This window comes from Microvirga sp. GCM10011540, assembly GCF_042650665.1.
In the GTDB taxonomy this organism is placed as follows: Bacteria; Pseudomonadota; Alphaproteobacteria; order Rhizobiales; family Beijerinckiaceae; genus Microvirga; species Microvirga lenta.
Genome location: NZ_JBHSBQ010000135.1, coordinates 26,389 through 42,665 on the forward strand (window position 1 = coordinate 26,389; position 16,277 = coordinate 42,665).

The following is a 16,277-nucleotide window of genomic DNA, read 5'->3' on the forward strand; positions in this document are numbered from 1 at the left end:
GCGCGCTCCCACGATCTTGTCAGTAGGACTTGTACTCGCCCCTGCCCTTGGTGAGGGCGAACTCCTCCTCCGGCGAGAGGATGAGCTTGTGGCGCCCGTGGACCAGGAAGTAGGTCATCATGACGGCGTAGTAGATCGCCACGCCCATCACGCCCACCCGGAACACCGGATCCGCGAACTGGAAGTAGAGCGTGATCGCCGCGATGATCATGCAGATCGCCGCGCCGGCGACCCCGAACGGGCTCTTGTAGGGCCGGTGGATCTCGGGGAACTTCCTCTTCAGGACGATGTAGGACATGCCCTGCATGAAGTAGGCGAGCATCGCGCCGGCCACCGCCATGTTGAGCAGCGTCCCGCCGATCACGTTCGCGCCCGCTTCGGCACCGACCGAGAACCAGATGATCAGCATCACCAGGAGGCCGACCACGGCGCCCGCGATCAGCGCCACGTGCGGCGTCTTGCGCTCGCCGTGGGTGATGGAGAGGAAGCTCGGGAAGTAGCCCGCCCGCGAGAGCGAGTAGATCTGCCGCCCGAAGGCGAAGATGATGGTGTGGAACGAGGCGATGAGGCCGATCACCGCGATGGCGGCGAGGATCTTCGCGATGTCAGAGCCGAACAGGGTGCGGAACCCGTCCAGCAGCGGCTCGCCCGATTTGGCCAGGCCCGCCGCGCCCGGCGCGATGCTCGTGTTCAGGAAGACCACGAGGAAGGCCGAGACGATGAGCGTGAGGATGCCCGCGATGATGCCCTTCGGCATGTCCCGCTGCGGATCGTGGGATTCCTCCGCCGCCAGGGGCAGCTGCTCGATGGCGAGGAACAGCCACACCGCGAAGGGAAGCGCCGCGAAGATGCCGCCGATCCCCATCGGCAGGAACGGTCCGTTTCCTTCCGGCAGCTCGGCGCCGTCGGCCCCGATGTTCAGCGCCCAGCGGGAGAAGTCCAGCTGGCCCGAGAACAGCACCGAGACGTAGAAGGCCGCGAGCACCGCGAGCGCCATCAGGGTCACCGTCACCGTCACCTTGAACGAGAGTTCGACGCCGACGATGTTGAGCCCCACGAAGAGCGCATAGCACAGGACCCAGTAGACGGGCTGGAAGGCCGGCGCCGTTTCGAAGATCGCGGAGAGATACGAGCTGATGAAGAACACGATCACGGCCGGGGTCAGCACGAACTCGATGTTCTCCGCGATTCCCGTGATGTATCCGGCCCAGGGTCCCATGGAGGTCCGGGCGAAGGAATAGGCGCCGCCCGTGTGGGGGAGCGCCGGGGACATCTCGGCCAGCGAGAAGGTCAGGCCGAGATACATGATCGCAATGATGATGGTCGCGAAGAACATCGAGCCGAAGCCCTGCGTCAGGCCGAGATTCCAACCGGAATAATGGCCCGAGATCACCGCCCCGACGCCGAGCGCCCAGAGCGACCAGACGCGGGCGTGACGCTTGAGACGCCGTGCCTCGAAATAGGTTTGGTCAACGGTGGTGTAGGTGATGCCGGCGACGCTCTGCGTGCCGAGCGGCGGGGCGGGAACGCCCGTACTCTCTTGTCCGACTGACATAACTCTTCCTCCAAGAATAGTCTGCCTCTGGAGCCATGGCACACCTCGCGCCATGGTCGTCGTCACAGCGTCCGCGCCCCCTCCCTCAACAAGGGTGCAAGACGTCTAGCCCACGCCGCCTGTCCGTCTTCCGTGCGGATCAGGTCGTTGCGGATCTCGATCATCAGGGGCGCGAGTCCGCGCCTCTCCGCATGGCGTTCGAGGGTGTGGAACACCCGGTCCGCCGGTGAATAGGGTTGGTTCATGCCCAGGATCAGCGCCTCATCCTGCCGGAGACCGGCTTCCACGCTGCGCGCGAAGCGCTCGTCCCGGTCGAAGATGAGGCCGATTTCCCAGGGCCGCTCGACGTCGCGGTAGGTCGGCGTGAAGGAATGGATCGACACGACCGCCCCCACCTGCCCGGCCGCCTTGCGGGCATCGGCGAAAGCATCGACCGCCCCGTGGAAGGCCTCGTAGACCTCCCGGACGCGCCGGGCCCGCTCCGTGGGGTCGAGATCGAGATTGCCGGGGATCGTGGTGCGCTCGCTCAGGGTCCAGATGGAATCGGGCGCCGAGGGATCGCGGTTGAGATCCAGCACCAGGCGCGACACGGTCGCGTGGATCAGCGGGGCGTCGAGGAGCCGGGACAGCTCCCGGGCCACGCTGAGCGCGCCCGGATCCCAGGCGATGTGGCTTTCGAGCTCCGCCGGTCCGAGCCCGAGACTGCCATAACGCTGCGGAAGATGGTTGGAGGCATGTTCGCAGATCAGGAGGATGGGAGACCGGCCCTGCGCGTTCTCGATGCGAGCCACAGGCTCCTGAGCCTCGACCTCAGGCTCTGCATCCACGGGCATCCGGCTCGCATGCGCCATGCGGTCCTCCGTTCGCTTGCGGGACGCAAGCCTGTAACCCCTCTTGAACGTTTGATACGTTCATTCTTGTTTTTCCGGTTCTGAAATTTCTGATACAGCTTTCGCAGGGCGTCAAGGCGGGGCTGTGGATCGTTCGGGAATGGGCAAGTCACGAAGCAACTCTCCCGCCGATCAGCCGAGCCTCGCCGAGCGCATCCGGCACGAGATGGATGCCTTCACGCCGAGCGAGAAGCGCGCCGCCCATCTCCTCTTGAGCCACTATCCCTTCGCGGGCCTCGACACGGTGGCGGAATTCGCCGCCCGAGCCGGGATTTCCGCGCCCTCCGTCCTTCGGTTCGTTACCCGGCTCGGGTTCGGGGGCTTTCCGGACTTCCAGAAGCACCTGCGGGAGGAGCTGGAGGCGCAGCTCCTGTCCCCGCTGGCCAAGGCGAGCCCCTCCGACAAGGGCCAGGGCGCACCTGCCCTGTCCTCGTTCGCCGATGCGGTGATCGGAAACCTGCGGGCGACGGTGGAGAACATCGCCCCCGCCGAATTCGACGCGGTCGTGACCCTGCTCAGCGATTCGCGCCGCCACATCCATTTCACGGGCGGGCGCTTCACCGGAGCGCTGGCGCGTTATGCGGAGAGCCATTTCCGCATCGTGCGCAGCCATGTGGACTACATCGAGGGGCAGCCGGCCCTCTGGCGCGACCGGATGATCGAGATCGGCCGCAGGGACGTGATCGTGGCCTTCGACATCCGGCGCTACCAGGAGGACGTGATCGCCCTGTGCGAGACAGCCGCGAAGCAGGGCGCGACGGTGGTCCTGCTGACGGATCCGTGGCTGTCGCCCATCGCCCGCGTGGCGCGGCACGTGCTGCCCGCCCATGTGGTCGCGCCGTCGAACTGGGATTCCTCGGCGGGCCTTCTCCTGCTGACCGAGGCCGTCGTCGCCGCCGTCACGAAGCGCCTGTGGGAGACGGCGAAGCCCCGCATGGAGGCCGTCGAGCGCCTGCGCAACGAGAAGGCCTGAGCCCTACCGCGCCTTCGGCGTGCCGCCCTTCTGCAGCCAGGAGATCACGAAGGGCAGGACGAGGCCGATGCCGAGGAAGCGGACGAGGTGGTGGATGCCGACGTAAAGCGGATCGAGCCCCAGGACGAGAGCCAGCACCGTCATGGCTTCGAGCCCTCCCGGCGCGAAGGCCACGAGGCTGTCGGCGAAGCTCACGCCCGCGAGCAGGGCGGCGAGCGCGGCGAAGAGCGTCGCGACGGCCATGCCGACCAGGAAGGAGCCGAGCGCCGCCGTCAGCGCCCGCCGCAGGGTCGAGCGCTGGATGGTGCGGAAGCGCTCGGCGATGAAGATGCCGATGAGCACCAGGCCTCCCGTCGCGATCACCGGGGGAATGACCCCCGTCACCGCCTCCGTGGCGTGGCTCAGGGTGCTCACGACCGTGGCGCCCAGCAGCACCGGCGCGGCAACCTTCAGGACCTTGAACACCGCCCCCAGGGCGAGGCCTCCGAACAGGACCGCAGCCATGCCGGCAGGCGACGCGACCGGCTGCCCCTCGCCGATCAGGGCGCCGATATTCTCTCCTCCTCCGGTGAAGACGACGAGGCTCGGCAGCAGCGCAATCAGCACGAAGAGACGCAGGTTCTGCGCAATGGCGATGGAGGCCACGTCCGCCTTGCGGTCGGCCGCGACCGCAAGCACCGTCGAGAGCGCCCCCGGAACGGAGGCAAGCACCGCATCCGCCCGGCGCCAGCCGGAGACCCGGGTCAGCCAGAGCGTGGAGGCGGCGCAGATCGCGAAGACGGCGACGACCAGCAGGACGAGGCTGCCCGGATAGCGCCCCATGGCGGCGATCGCGGCCGGCGTGACCGCAGCCCCCATGGCGGCGCCCGAGACCAGCATGGCCGCATCGGCCAGGGCGCGAGGCATGGAGACGGCCCAGCCGGTCAGCCCCCAGAGCGTGGTCGCAACCGCGGCGCCCGACAGCCAGGCGGCCGGAACTCCGAGCCAGTGGAGGGCCAGACCGCCGAGGCAGGCAACGAGGATCTGGGCGAGGTGAGCGAGGATGAGACGCATGATGGCAACTGAGCAGGGCCGAAAGCCGCGAACGGTTGGGCGGTCCGGCCCATCGCCCACAGGTCTCGAGATCGTTCCGACCGCTCCAGCATGATCGAGCCCGCTTTGCATGACGCTCCCTCTGCACGGCGGGAGCTTCACGTCGGGACCGCCGAACGGTCAATCTTGAATCAAGATATCAACCTATGGCCCCTTCCCTCGACCCGAGGTCGGGGGAAGAAGCCCGCGGCTGGCATCGCTTACGCGACCAGCTTCGGCAGGGCGGCCGAGATGCGGCGGACGGCCTCCTCCAGATCCTCGGCCTTGCGGGCGTAGCACAGCCGAAGGTATCCCTCCCCGGCCTCGCCGAAGGCGGAACCGGGCGCAAGGCCCACATTGGCCTCGTCGATGAGCCGGAAGGCGAGCTCCTTCGAGTTCGTCGCGCCCTTGATCTTGAAGAAGGCATAGAAGGCCCCGCTCGGCGGCGGCAGCTCCACGAGCCCGGTCTCCGCCAGGCGGTCCACGATGTCCCGCCCCGCCCGCGCGTTCTCGATCTGGTAGGCCAGGAAATCCTCGCCCTGCTCGATGGCGGCGACGCCGGCGCGCTGGACGAAGACCGGAGTTCCGGAGGTCTGATACTGGACCAGGTTCTCGATGATCTGGCCGAGGGCCGGCGAGGCTTCGATCCAGCCCAGGCGCCAGCCGGTCATGGCCCAGTTCTTCGAGAAGGTCTGCACGAAGAGGATGCGGTCCTCCTCCGTCATCACGTCCCGGAAGGAGGGCGTGCGCCCGTCCACCGTCAGGGCCGGATCGTAGACGAAGCGGCTGTAGATCTCGTCGGCGATGATCCAGAGCCCGTGCCGGCGGGCGATGTCGAGCACGGTCCGCAGGTCGTCGTGGCTCGCGGTCCAGCCCGTCGGGTTGGCCGGCGAATTGATGACGATGACCCGGGTGTTGGGCGTGATGGCCTTCTCGAGCCGCTCGAAATCGAGGCTCCAGCCGTGCTCGTCGATGTTCATCGGAACGCCGACCGGACGGGCGCCGGCGATCGTGATCGCACCCGCGAAGTTGGGCCAGGCCGGGGTCGGAATCAGCACCTCGTCGCCCGTTCCGGTGAGCATGCGGATGGCGATCTGGATCGCCGGCATGCCGCCGGAGGTGACGAAGAAGCGCTCGGGGTCGAAGGGCTTGCGGTAGACCCGCTCGTGGTACCGGGCGATGGCCTGGCGCAGATCCGGGATGCCGCGCTGATAGGTGTAGAAGGTCTCACCGGCCGCGAGGGAGCGCGTGGCCGCATCGCAGATGAAGGACGGGGTCGGCAGGTGGCCCTCCCCGACCCAGAGCGGAATGATGCCCTCGCGGTTGCGGCCGTAATTCGCCACATCGACGATCCCGCTCGTCGGGGCCTGCTCGGCCTCCGGGCGAAGGTTCAGAAGGGACGGGATCGAAACGGATGCGTTCATGGAAAATTCCTCAAGCCGGCGAACAGGCATGGCGCGCCCGCCGGGCCAAGGCAAGCGCTAACCCAGGTTCCATGAAAAGAAACGAAACGACCCATCGAATCCGGTGATGGATCACGCCGTCCGCCCCTGCTTCAGGAGATCGCGGATCTCGGACAGGAGCTTCACGTCCGCCGGAACCTCCGGGGGCTTGTCGGCGGTTCCGGTCTTGGCGTCCTCGGACCGCCGCAGCCTGTTCATGCCCTTCACGACGAGGAACAGGATCCAGGCCACGACGACGAAATTGAGCGTGACGGTGAGAAAGCTGCCCCAGGCGAGGACCGCCCCTTGCGTCTTGGCCTGCTCCAGCGTCTGGGACGTGACGCCTTCGGCCAGGGGCGTGAAGTAGTTCGAGAAGTCGAGCCCGCCGGTGATCGCCCCGATGATGGGCATGAAGATGTCGCCGACCAGGGAATCGACGATCTTGCTGAAGGCGGCGCCGATGATGACGCCGATGGCCAGATCGACCACATTGCCGCGCAGGGCGAATTGCTTGAACTCGTTCAACATGACCGGACACCTTTTGCTCTTTCGATAAGCGAAATGTGTCCGGCCGGGATGTTCCGTCAAGCTTCGCGGGCGGCCAGCAGGTCCTGCAGGTCGAGGCGGCGGGTGACCATCTGCAGGTGCCCGTCCGGCGATTTCGGCCAGAGATCCCGGGGCCGGTCCCAGTAGAGCTCGACGCCGTTCCCGTCCGGATCGCGCAGGTAGAGCGCCTCGCTCACCCCGTGGTCGCTCGCCCCGTCGAGGGGGATGCGCGCCTCGGCCAGCCGGACGAGCGCATCGGCGAGCGCCGCCCGGGTGGGGTAGAGGATCGCCACGTGGTAGAGGCCGGTGGTGCCGGGAGGCGGCGGGGAGCCGCCCTGGCTCTCCCAGGTGTTCAGGCCGATATGGTGGTGATACCCGCCCGCCGCGACGAAGGCGGCCTGGGTCCCGTAGCGCTGCATCAGCTCGAAGCCGAGCACGCCGCAATAGAACCCGAGGGCCCGGTCGAGATCCGCGACCTTGAGATGGACGTGCCCGATCCGAACGCCGGGATCGATGGGCCTCGCCGCCAGGGTGACGGGCGGATCCAGGGGAGTGACAGGTGAGGTCATGGCTGTTCCATCAGGCTGAGCGGGCTGCAAGCCGGCCAGGCACTGTCGCCGATCCGCCGCGCAGGGCATAGGCCCCATCGCCCAGAAGGGCCTGGGCCAGAAGGGCCACGATCCAGAACGCCAGGAATTCCCAGCCGCCGTTGGGATTGGAAAAGAAGAAGCCGGCGGGGCCGTGCACCAGGACGATGGCTCCGACGAGGACCGGGACGAGGGCCAGCGCGGCCCAGCGGGCATGGAAGCCGACGATGAGCGCGACGCCGCCGACGACCTCGGCGAGGATGGTCAGGTAGGCCAGGGCCGGAGGCAGGCCGAGGCTGCCGAAGAACTGCGCCGTGCCGGCGGGCGTGAAGACGAAGAGCTTGAGCCCGGCATGGGCCAGGAAGAGGCCGCCGAGCGCGAGGCGCAGGATCAGGGCGGCATAGGGAGCGGTGCGGGTGTCGATCATGGAAGATCTCCTGTGTGAGCAATGTCCCGTATTGTGGCCTCCTTCGATCAATGGGATAATCCCGCCAATTGGAATATCAATTCACACCCAGGGAGTGAGGCACCCGTGCTCGACCGCGTCACCGGCATGCAGGTTTTCGTTCGGGTTGCCGCGCTGGGGAGCTTCTCGGCTGCGGCGCGCTCCCTCGACCTGTCCCAGACCATGGTCACGAAGCATGTGGTCGCCCTGGAGAGCCGGCTCGGCGTGAAGCTGCTACACCGCTCGACCCGCAGGCTCGTCCTCACGGAGGCGGGGCGCAGCTACCTCGCCTCCTGCGAGCGCATCCTGGCCGATATCGAGGAGGCGGAAGCCTCGGCCAGCCTCGACAGGGTCGAGCCCCGCGGGACCCTGCGCCTCAACGTGCCCCTGACCTTCGGCTTTCGCCGGATCGTCCCGGCCCTTGCCACGTTCAGCCGCCTCTACCCGGCCGTGGAGGTCGATCTCGGCCTCGCCGACCGGTACGTGGACCTGATCGAGGAGGGCTGGGACCTGGCGATCCGGATCGGCCGGCTCAAGGATTCGAGCCTCGTGGCGAGACGGCTCGCCCCCTGCCGGACCATCGTCTGCGCCGCGCCGTCCTATCTGGAAGCCCGCGGCGTCCCCCGCAGCCTGGACGATCTGGCCGGGCACAACTGCCTCGGCTACACCCTGCCGAGCGCCATCGGGGCGAACCGCTGGGCCTTCGGCGCCGAGGGGGATCGCGTCGTCCCGGTCAGAGGCAACCTGCGCGCCAATAACGGCGATGCCCTGCTGGCGGCGGCGGTCGCGGGACAGGGGCTGATCTACCAGCCGACCTTCCTGGTGGGCGATGCCCTGCGCGACGGGAGCCTGGTGCGCGTCCTGCCCGGGCTTCCCACCCTGGAACTCGGCGTTCACGCCATGCTCCCCTCGGGCCGCCAGGCGCCGGCGAAGGTTCGCGCCTTCGTGGAGTTCCTGGCCGAGCGCTTCGGCCCCGAGCCGGAATGGGACCGGGGGCTCTAGCCGCCGGGGGTGGAAGAGTGGCATTCCCGGCGCCGAGCGGGTAAATCTGATCCGGCTCTCGCGCGAGGATTGCACATGGTCGCCAGCTGGGCGGTTATCCTATCGGCCCTGGTCTATCTCTGCCTTCTGTTCATGGTGGCCCATTGGGGCGACAACGGCGGACGGCGGTTCCTTCAGGGGCGCGCACGCTCGACCATCGCGGCCCTGTCCCTCGCGGTCTACTGCACGTCCTGGACCTTCTACGGGTCGGTGGGCCTCGCCAGCCGGTCCGGGCTCGACTTCCTCAGCATCTATATCGGGCCGATCCTCGTGATCGGCCTCGGCCATGTCCTCGTCGCCCGGGTCGTCCGGGTGGCCAAGACCCAGAACATCTCCTCCATCGCCGACTTCGTCGCCGCCCGCTACGGCAAGAGCGAGCGGGTCGCCGCCATCGTCAGCCTGATCGCCCTCGTCGGCTCCATCCCCTATATCGCGCTGCAGCTGAAGGCCGTCTCGTCCTCCCTGGACGTCTTCCTCACGGCCGCCAACGGGACGGCTCCGCTGCAGGTGCCGTTCCTCGGGGATCTGTCCCTCGTCGTCGCCCTCGTGCTCGCCGGCTTCGCGGTTGCCTTCGGCACGCGCCACACGGACGCCACCGAACACCAGGACGGCCTGATCATGGCGATCTCGGTCGAGTCCGTGGTGAAGCTGGTCGCCTTCCTGGTGGTCGGCATCTACGTGACGTTCATCATGTTCGACGGCTACGGCGCCATCGTCGAACGCCTCCAGGACCAGGGCATCAGCACGAGCATGCTGGGCCGCACCTCCGGCTTCGGCAGCTACATCACGCTCATCCTGCTCTCCACCTGCGCCGCCCTGCTCCTGCCCCGCCAGTTCCACATGACCGTGGTCGAGAACCGGTCCATGGACGACGTGAAGCAGGCGGCCTGGCTGTTCCCGCTCTATCTGGTGCTCATCAACATCTTCGTCGTTCCCATCGCCCTCGCCGGCATGGCGGTCTTTCCCGAGGGCACCGTCGACCGGGACATGCTCGTCCTGGCCCTGCCGCTCGTCGACAATGCGGGCGTGATCGCGGTCATCGCGTTCCTCGGCGGCTTCTCGGCCGCAACGGCGATGGTCATCATCGATTCCGTCGCCGTCGCGATCATGATCTCGAACCACCTCGTGATGCCCATCGTCCTGCGCCGCCGCGCCTTCGCGGGCGGCGACCTCGGCGGCTTCGTGATCGGCATCCGCCGGGTCTCTATCGTGGTGGTGATCCTTCTCGCCTATGCGTATTACCGGGTGTCCGGCGAGGCCGCCCTCGCGGCCATCGGCCTCTTGTCCTTCGCCGCCATCGCGCAGGTCGCGCCGGCCTTCCTCGGAGGGCTCATCTGGTCGCGGGGCACCGCGCTCGGCGCCAGCGTCGGCCTCGTGGTCGGCTTCCTCACCTGGGCCTATACCCTGCTCCTGCCCAGCCTCATCTGGGACGGCGTGTTCTGGTCCGACGTGGTCGTCACCGGCCCCTTCGGCATCACGGCGCTCAAGCCCACCTCCCTCTTCGGGGTCGACCTGCCTCAGCTGACCCACGGCGTGGTCTGGAGCCTGACCCTGAACATCCTCGCCTATATCGGCTTCTCCCTCTGGCGGCCGACGACCGCCATGGAGCAGCTCCAGGCCAACGTGTTCGTGGGCGAAACGCCCGTCTCCGTCGCGCCGAACTTCCGGCTGTTCCGCGCCAGCGTGACCGTGGACGAGCTGCGCGCCACGGTGGCGCGCTATCTCGGCGAGGAGCGCACCACCCGCTCCTTCGAGGGCTTCGCCCACAGCCGCGGCCAGCATCTGGAGGCGCGCGCGGAAGCCGACATCCATCTCCTGCGCTATGCGGAGCACCTGCTCGCCTCCGCCATCGGCACGGCCTCCTCGCGCCTTGCCCTGTCGCTCCTGCTGCGGCGGCGCACCGTGTCGACGAAGGCCGCCCTCAAGCTCCTCGACGATGCTTCCGCCGCGATCCAGCAGAGCCGCGACCTGCTCCAGCACGCGATAAATTACGCCAAGCAGGGCATCACCGTGCTCGACCGGGACCTGAGGCTGCTCGCCTGGAACCAGGCCTTCGTGGATCTCTATGACCTGCCGCCGAACCTCGTGCGGGTCGGCGTCGGCATGGACAACATCGTCGCCTTCAATGCCGAGCGCGGCTCCTACGGCCCCGGAGACCTGGACGAGCTGATCGCCGCGCGCATCCACTCCTTCCAGCACGATCTGGAGCCGGTGCGCCTGAGGCTCTATCCGTCGGGCAAGGTGATCGAGATCCGCTCGAACCCGCTGCCCGACGGCGGCATCGTCACGACCTATACGGACGTGACGGAAACCGTCCTGGCCGAGGAGGAGAGCCGCCGTGCGAACGAGACCCTGGAGCAGCGCGTCAGGGAGCGCACCGAGGAGCTGACCCGCCTGAACGAGGCGCTCACCAGCGCCAAGGCGGAAGCCGACGAGGCGAACATCTCCAAGACGCGCTTCCTCGCCGCCGCGTCCCACGACATCCTGCAGCCCCTCAACGCGGCCCGCCTCTACGTCACCTCCCTCGTGGAGCGCGACCGGGAGGCCGGCGATGTGACGCTGGCCGAGAACATCGACGCCTCCCTCGACGCCGTCGAGGAGATCCTCACCGCGCTTCTCGACATCTCGCGCCTCGATACCGGCGCCATGAAGCCGCAATGGTCGAGCTTCCGCATCGACGAGCTGTTCCGCCAGCTCCAGCGCGAGTTCGATCCCATCGCCCGGAACAAGGACCTGAAGCTCACCTTCGTGCCCTCCTCGCTCACGGTGCGCTCGGACCGTCGCCTGCTGCGCCGCCTGCTGCAGAACCTCATTTCCAACGCCATCAAGTACACGCCCGCGGGCCGGGTGGTCGTCGGCGCCCGGCGGAAGGGCACGCATCTCGTCCTCGAGGTGTGGGACACGGGCCTCGGCATCCCCCCGTCGAAGCAGCGGATCGTGTTCCGGGAATTCCAGCGCCTGGACCAGGGCGCGAAAGCCGCGCGCGGCCTCGGCCTCGGCCTATCCATCGTGGAGCGCATCGGCCGCGTTCTCGGCCATGCGGTCACGCTGAAATCGGAATCGGGGCGCGGCTCCGTCTTCCGGGTCGACGTGCCCGTCGTGGCGGCGCTTCCGGCCAGTGCGGAGCCGCCTCAGCCGCCTCAGCCGCCCGTGACGGTTCTGTCGGGCCTGCATGTGATCGTGATCGACAACGAGCCTGCGATCCTGGAGGGAATGCGCCTCCTGCTCGCAGGGTGGGGCTGCGACGTCTGGACGGCCTCCGATCTGGAGAGCGCGCAGCAGACCCTGAAGGCGCACAAGGTTCTGCCGGACGTGATCATCGCCGATTACCACCTGGACGAGGGCGACGGCCTGGACCTCATCAAGGCCCTGCGCTGGAGGACTCAGGTCAACACGCCCGCCGTTCTCGTGACCGCCGACCGCACGCCGGCCGTGCGCGAAGCGGCGGCGGCGATGAACGTCCACGTTCTCAACAAGCCGGTGAAGCCGGCGGCCCTGCGCGCGCTCCTGACCCAGTGGCGCGCCACGCGCGTGGCGGCGGAGTAAGCCCTATACGTCGGGAGTGTAGGGCGCGCGCCCGCTCGTCAGCGCATCGTCGAGCAGGTCGAGCCGGTCCTGCCCCCAGAAGACCTCGCCGTCGAGCACATAGGCCGGGGAGCCGAAGACGCCTCCGGCGATGGCGTTCTCCAGGTTGAGCGCATAGATCGCCTCCGTGGTGGTGCCGGTGGCGACATCCATCAGGGAGGTGGAGTCGAGGCCCGCCTGCTCGGCCAGCTCGGTGAGGACGATCGGGTTGGCGAGATCGCGCTCCTCCTCCCAGATCGCCGCGTAGGCCCGGCGCAGGAAGGGGTCCGGATCCTTGCCGCCGACCGTCACCGCGATGACGAGCCGGTCTGCGAGATTGACGTCGAAGGGCCAGTGTTTCGGCTGGAGATTGAACGAGAGCCCGCGCTTCTCGCGCCAGCGCTGCAGCTCGAGCATCCGGTAGCGCTGGCGCACCGGGTGGCGCTGAGGCAGCGGCAGACCGCCCGTCTCGGCGAAGACGCGGCCGAGGAAGACGGGCTTGTAGTTGATCTCCACCCCATGTCGCCGTGCGATCTCGATGAAGGAAGCATGGCCGATATAGGCCCAGGGGCTGACGAGGGAGAAATAGTAGTCGATGACGCGGGGCATGGATCGCTTTCGCGGTTGGAACGGGCGTCAGGAAGGTATCGCGCGACCGGAAATGATCAAGCCGCCCGCTTCATGACCTCCTCGGAGGCCAGGAAAGCCTCGACCTCCGCCGTGGCCTGCGGCGCGTCGGCATGGGTGCCCAGTTCCTGGAGCAGCCGGTTCATGGGCACGAACTCCCTCGCCTTGCAGTCGTAGAGCCCGGCCCGCACCAGCGCGATGGCGTTGAGGACGGGCTTGCCGTCCCGTGTCCTGGAAATCAGCCGGTGCTCCATCACCACCTGGCCCTCGAACCAGGTGACGATCCGGGTCTCCAGCGTGAAGGCCTGAAAGAGCTTCAGCTCGCGCCGGAAGCGGATCTGGCCCGCGCTCACCACGGGCACCCAGCCGTTCCTGAAGATGGGCCTCCACAGGCCCGAGCGGAGCATGATGTCGGTCCGCCCCAGATCCATCAGGGTCCAGTAGCGCCCGTTGTTCAGGTGCAGGGAGGTGTCGAGGTCGTGCGGCCACACCCGGAACGACAGGCGCGACACGTCCTTCACGGGATCGAGCTTTGCGCGGAAGAACGAGGCGACGATGAGGTGCAGGACGCGCAGCCAGAGATTCATGACAGGCCCATGCGCGTCTCGCGCTGAAACAGCACGAGATCGAAGGACGGAGCATCGCGCCTGAAGCCGGTCAGGAGGCAATGGGCCTGACCCCGGTGATGGGTCTGGTGGTTGAAGAAGTGAGTGAGGGCGGGTGCGAGCGGCTGCTCGACATCCGCCGGATTCACGATGGTGCGGTAACGGAACCGTCCGGCCAGAGTCTCTTCCGACACGGCATCCAGATAGCGCACGATCCGCGCGTCCTCGGCCTCGCGCGCGGCGCGCAGGTCGTCGAAGCCGTCGTAGAGAATGGCGTCGAGGCGGTTCGGCGCCTCGCCCTCGCCGGTGAAACGCCGCATCCAGATCCGGTCGGCCACGAGGATGTGGTTCAGGGTGCCGTGCAGGGATTTGAAGAAGGCGCCGCGATCGGCGCGGTATTCCTCGTCTGACAGCGTTGCCGCCGCATCGTAGAGCCGCCGGTTGCACCAGGCATTGTAGGCCGCCAGCATGGCGAAGTGAGGCTTCATGATCGGCTCCTGCGAATGTCGGAAGACGAGGATGGATCCCCTCCCCGGCTCTCCGAGCCGCCGGGGATGACAAGGGCGGGCGGTGCACCCCTGTCGTCATTCCCGGCCGGAGCGAAGCGGAGGGGAAGGGAACCCATCGGTTATCAGGTCACGAGCGGCCTCAAGCCGCCTTCTTCTCCTTGGCGCGCCCGTAGAACGTCTCGCCGGACGCGGCCATGTCGAGCAGGATCTTCGGCGGCGCGAAGCGGTCGCCGTGGCTGCCCTGCAACTCCTTGCACAAAGCCACGAAGGCCTTGGCGCCCATGAAGTCGATGTAGGACAGGGCGCCGCCCGTGAAGGGCGCGAAGCCGAAGCCGAGGATCGAGCCCACATCCGCCTCGCGCGGATCGGTGATGACGCCCTCCTCCACCGTGCGGGCGGCCTCCAGGGCCTGCGTCACGAGCAGCCGCTGCTTGAGCTCCTGCATGTCGAGGAACTCGGCTTCCAGGTGCTTCGGCTGCAGATCGGTCAGCCCCGGCCAGAGCCGCTTCGGGCCGTTCTCCGGATAGTCGTAGAAGCCCTTCCGGTTCTTGCGGCCGAGACGGCCTTCCTGCTCGACGAGGCGGGTCAGGAGCTGCTCCTGCTCGGGCACGATCGCCGCGTCCCCGAGCTGCGCCTTGGTGGCCCGGAGGATCTTGAGGCCGAGATCGACGCCGACCTCGTCGTTGAGGGAGAGCGGTCCCACGGGCATGCCCGCCTGCTTGCCCGCATTCTCAATCATCGCCGGCGGCACGCCTTCGGTGAGCATGAGATGGCCTTCGAGGATGTAGGCCAGCACGCAGCGATTGGCGAAGAAGCCGCGGGAATCGTTGACGACGATCGGCGTCTTCTTGATCGCCCGCACGTAGTCGAGGGCGGTGGCGAGCGCCTTGTCGCCCGTCTCCTTGCCCATGATGATCTCCACCAGCATCATCTTCTCGACCGGCGAGAAGAAGTGGATGCCGATGAACTGGCCGGCATTTCTCGAATTCTTCGCCAGTCCGGAGATCGGCAGGGTCGAGGTGTTCGACGCGAAGATGCAGTCGGAGCCGATCGCGGCCTCGACCTTCTGGATCACTTCGGCCTTCACCTTGGGATCCTCGAACACGGCCTCGATGACGAGGTCGCAATCGGCCAGGGAGGCATAGTCGTCCGATGCGGTGATGCGCCCGAGCAGGGCGTCGCGGTCCGCCGTCTTGGCGCGGCCCTTCATGATCTGGTCGGACATGAGCTTGTGGGAATGGGCCTTGCCCTTCTCGGCCGCTTCGAGGTCGCGGTCGATCAGCACGACCTCGAGCCCTGCATTGGCCGTGACATAGGCCACGCTCGCGCCCATGAAACCGGCGCCGACGACGCCGACCTTCTTCAGCGTCGTCGGCGGCACGTTCTTGGGCCGCCGCGCGCCCTTGTTCAGCTCCTGCATGGAGATGAACAGGGTGCGGATCATCGCCGCCGCCTCCTTCGAGCGCAGGATCTTGGCGAACCAGCGCGACTCGATCTTCAGCGCCAGGTCCATCGGAAGCTGCAGGCCCTGATAGACGGATTCGAGGATGGCGTAGGCCGCCGGGTAGTTGTCCTGCGTCTCGCGGCGGTAGATGGCGTTCGCGGCGGGCCAGATCTGCATTCCGGCCGCCGAATAGACCTTGTTGGAGGGAAGCTTGAAGCCCTTCTGGTCCCAGGGCGCGACGGCCGAGCCGCCCTGCTTGATCCAGTCCTTCGCGGCCTGCACGATCTGGTCGCGGGGAGCGACCGCATGGGCGAGGCCCATGTTGCGCGCCATGAGCGCGCGGATCTGCTCGCCCTTGAACAGCATCTGCAGGGCGTCGCCGGTCTGCATCAGGCGCGCCACGCGCTGGGTGCCGCCCGCGCCGGGAAAGAGGCCGACCTTGATCTCTGGCAGGCCCACGCGGGTGGCGTCCGAGTCGGAGAGCACGCGGAAGTGACAGGCCAGCGCCAGCTCGAACGCGCCGCCGAGGCACACGCCGTGCACGGCGGCCGCGAAGGGCTTTCCGCAGGTCTCCATGCGGCGGTAGAGCAGCGAGAGCCGGCGCGATTCCTCGAAGAAGAAGCTCATGGCCTCCTCCTCGCCCTTCTCCTTCGCGAGCCGGGCATATTCGGCGCTGAGGCCCTGCAGCATCGTGAGATCCGCGCCGCCGGAAAACGCTTCCTTGCCGGAGGCGATGACGCAGCCCTTGATGGCCTCGTCGCCCGTGACCGTGTCGATGATCGCGCTCAGCTCCTGCATCACCTCGGGGGTGATGACGTTCATGGAGCGCTCCGGCATGTCCCAGGTGGCGAGCGCGATGCCGTCGCCGTCGACCTCGAAGCGGAAATTGGTGAAGTTCGTCATTGTGACTCTCCCGAAGGCCTCATCCTGAGGAGCCCGCATGGCGGGCGTCTCGAAGGATGGTCCAGTGTTCCCTTG

At 67.6% G+C, this 16,277-nt stretch carries 14 protein-coding genes; 3 read left to right on the forward strand and 11 right to left on the reverse strand.

Annotated features, from left to right (window positions below; all coding sequences use genetic code 11):
* Positions 1-19: 19 nt before the first annotated feature.
* Together ACFOYU_RS20455 and ACFOYU_RS20460 are read right to left on the reverse strand one after the other, a co-directional pair.
* Positions 20-1,555, reverse strand: a complete 1,536-nt coding sequence (locus tag ACFOYU_RS20455; protein ID WP_226740063.1) for an amino acid permease — start codon at positions 1,553-1,555, stop codon at positions 20-22.
* A gap of 62 nt (positions 1,556-1,617) precedes the next feature.
* Positions 1,618-2,388, reverse strand: coding sequence for an N-formylglutamate amidohydrolase (locus ACFOYU_RS20460; protein ID WP_377035050.1), 771 nt, complete (start codon positions 2,386-2,388; stop codon positions 1,618-1,620).
* Positions 2,389-2,545: 157 nt separating this feature from the next.
* Here ACFOYU_RS20460 and ACFOYU_RS20465 point away from each other — a divergent pair, with 157 nt between their 5' ends.
* The gene (locus ACFOYU_RS20465) at positions 2,546-3,418 is read left to right on the forward strand and encodes a MurR/RpiR family transcriptional regulator (protein WP_377035034.1); all 873 of its coding nucleotides are present in this window, start codon (positions 2,546-2,548) and stop codon (positions 3,416-3,418) included.
* A gap of 3 nt (positions 3,419-3,421) precedes the next feature.
* On the opposite strand, the gene ACFOYU_RS20470 is transcribed toward ACFOYU_RS20465, so the two are convergent.
* The 5 genes from ACFOYU_RS20470 to ACFOYU_RS20490 all read right to left on the reverse strand — a co-directional run bounded on the left by ACFOYU_RS20470 (position 3,422) and on the right by ACFOYU_RS20490 (position 7,491).
* A complete protein-coding gene (locus ACFOYU_RS20470; RefSeq protein WP_226740069.1) occupies positions 3,422-4,471 on the reverse strand; it encodes an AbrB family transcriptional regulator in 1,050 nt (349 codons plus the stop codon).
* 239 nt (positions 4,472-4,710) lie between these two features.
* Positions 4,711-5,913 carry a pyridoxal phosphate-dependent aminotransferase gene (locus tag ACFOYU_RS20475; RefSeq protein WP_377035035.1) on the reverse strand — a complete coding sequence of 401 codons (1,203 nt, stop codon included), beginning with the start codon at positions 5,911-5,913 and terminating at the stop codon, positions 4,711-4,713.
* Between the two features lie 111 nt (positions 5,914-6,024).
* Entirely contained in the window at positions 6,025-6,459 is a 435-nt protein-coding gene (gene mscL / locus ACFOYU_RS20480; RefSeq protein WP_377035036.1) for a large conductance mechanosensitive channel protein MscL, read from the reverse strand.
* A gap of 56 nt (positions 6,460-6,515) precedes the next feature.
* Positions 6,516-7,046: a VOC family protein gene (locus ACFOYU_RS20485; RefSeq protein ID WP_377035037.1), complete on the reverse strand. Its 531-nt coding sequence runs from the start codon at positions 7,044-7,046 to the stop codon at positions 6,516-6,518.
* 10 nt (positions 7,047-7,056) lie between these two features.
* Positions 7,057-7,491, reverse strand: coding sequence for a DoxX family protein (locus ACFOYU_RS20490; RefSeq protein WP_377035038.1), 435 nt, complete (start codon positions 7,489-7,491; stop codon positions 7,057-7,059).
* A 105-nt stretch (positions 7,492-7,596) separates the two neighbouring features.
* Here ACFOYU_RS20490 and ACFOYU_RS20495 point away from each other — a divergent pair, with 105 nt between their 5' ends.
* Both ACFOYU_RS20495 and ACFOYU_RS20500 read left to right on the forward strand, forming a co-directional pair.
* A complete protein-coding gene (locus ACFOYU_RS20495; RefSeq protein ID WP_226740079.1) occupies positions 7,597-8,511 on the forward strand; it encodes a LysR substrate-binding domain-containing protein in 915 nt (304 codons plus the stop codon).
* Between the two features lie 75 nt (positions 8,512-8,586).
* Positions 8,587-12,096 carry a NahK/ErcS family hybrid sensor histidine kinase/response regulator gene (locus tag ACFOYU_RS20500; RefSeq protein ID WP_226740081.1) on the forward strand — a complete coding sequence of 1,170 codons (3,510 nt, stop codon included), beginning with the start codon at positions 8,587-8,589 and terminating at the stop codon, positions 12,094-12,096.
* A gap of 3 nt (positions 12,097-12,099) precedes the next feature.
* Here ACFOYU_RS20500 and ACFOYU_RS20505 read toward each other — a convergent pair whose 3' ends face one another.
* The 4 genes from ACFOYU_RS20505 to ACFOYU_RS20520 form a co-directional block, all read right to left on the reverse strand.
* On the reverse strand, positions 12,100-12,723 hold the full coding sequence (locus ACFOYU_RS20505; protein WP_226740083.1) for a 2-hydroxychromene-2-carboxylate isomerase: 624 nt from the start codon (positions 12,721-12,723) through the stop codon (positions 12,100-12,102).
* Positions 12,724-12,779: 56 nt separating this feature from the next.
* Positions 12,780-13,328 (reverse strand): thioesterase family protein, encoded by a 549-nt coding sequence (locus ACFOYU_RS20510; RefSeq protein ID WP_377035039.1) that lies wholly within the window; start codon positions 13,326-13,328, stop codon positions 12,780-12,782.
* Positions 13,325-13,834 (reverse strand): DinB family protein, encoded by a 510-nt coding sequence (locus tag ACFOYU_RS20515; protein ID WP_377035040.1) that lies wholly within the window; start codon positions 13,832-13,834, stop codon positions 13,325-13,327. The genes ACFOYU_RS20510 and ACFOYU_RS20515 overlap by 4 nt, the downstream gene beginning before the upstream one ends.
* A gap of 160 nt (positions 13,835-13,994) precedes the next feature.
* Positions 13,995-16,202 carry an FAD-dependent oxidoreductase gene (locus tag ACFOYU_RS20520; RefSeq protein WP_377035041.1) on the reverse strand — a complete coding sequence of 736 codons (2,208 nt, stop codon included), beginning with the start codon at positions 16,200-16,202 and terminating at the stop codon, positions 13,995-13,997.
* Positions 16,203-16,277 lie beyond the last annotated feature (75 nt).

Bases quoted from the DNA above. Each gene is read 5' to 3' on its own strand.
- ACFOYU_RS20490 (WP_377035038.1), bottom strand. From the start codon at position 7,491: ATGATCGACACCCGCACCGCTCCCTATGCCGCCCTGATCCTGCGCCTC.
- ACFOYU_RS20470 (WP_226740069.1), bottom strand. From the start codon at position 4,471: ATGCGTCTCATCCTCGCTCACCTCGCCCAGATCCTCGTTGCCTGCCTC.
- ACFOYU_RS20485 (WP_377035037.1), bottom strand. From the start codon at position 7,046: ATGACCTCACCTGTCACTCCCCTGGATCCGCCCGTCACCCTGGCGGCG.
- ACFOYU_RS20455 (WP_226740063.1), bottom strand. From the start codon at position 1,555: ATGTCAGTCGGACAAGAGAGTACGGGCGTTCCCGCCCCGCCGCTCGGC.
- mscL (WP_377035036.1), bottom strand. From the start codon at position 6,459: ATGTTGAACGAGTTCAAGCAATTCGCCCTGCGCGGCAATGTGGTCGAT.
- ACFOYU_RS20505 (WP_226740083.1), bottom strand. From the start codon at position 12,723: ATGCCCCGCGTCATCGACTACTATTTCTCCCTCGTCAGCCCCTGGGCC.
- ACFOYU_RS20515 (WP_377035040.1), bottom strand. From the start codon at position 13,834: ATGAAGCCTCACTTCGCCATGCTGGCGGCCTACAATGCCTGGTGCAAC.
- ACFOYU_RS20465 (WP_377035034.1), top strand. From the start codon at position 2,546: ATGGGCAAGTCACGAAGCAACTCTCCCGCCGATCAGCCGAGCCTCGCC.
- ACFOYU_RS20520 (WP_377035041.1), bottom strand. From the start codon at position 16,202: ATGACGAACTTCACCAATTTCCGCTTCGAGGTCGACGGCGACGGCATC.
- ACFOYU_RS20475 (WP_377035035.1), bottom strand. From the start codon at position 5,913: ATGAACGCATCCGTTTCGATCCCGTCCCTTCTGAACCTTCGCCCGGAG.
- ACFOYU_RS20510 (WP_377035039.1), bottom strand. From the start codon at position 13,328: ATGAATCTCTGGCTGCGCGTCCTGCACCTCATCGTCGCCTCGTTCTTC.
- ACFOYU_RS20460 (WP_377035050.1), bottom strand. From the start codon at position 2,388: ATGCCCGTGGATGCAGAGCCTGAGGTCGAGGCTCAGGAGCCTGTGGCT.
- ACFOYU_RS20500 (WP_226740081.1), top strand. From the start codon at position 8,587: ATGGTCGCCAGCTGGGCGGTTATCCTATCGGCCCTGGTCTATCTCTGC.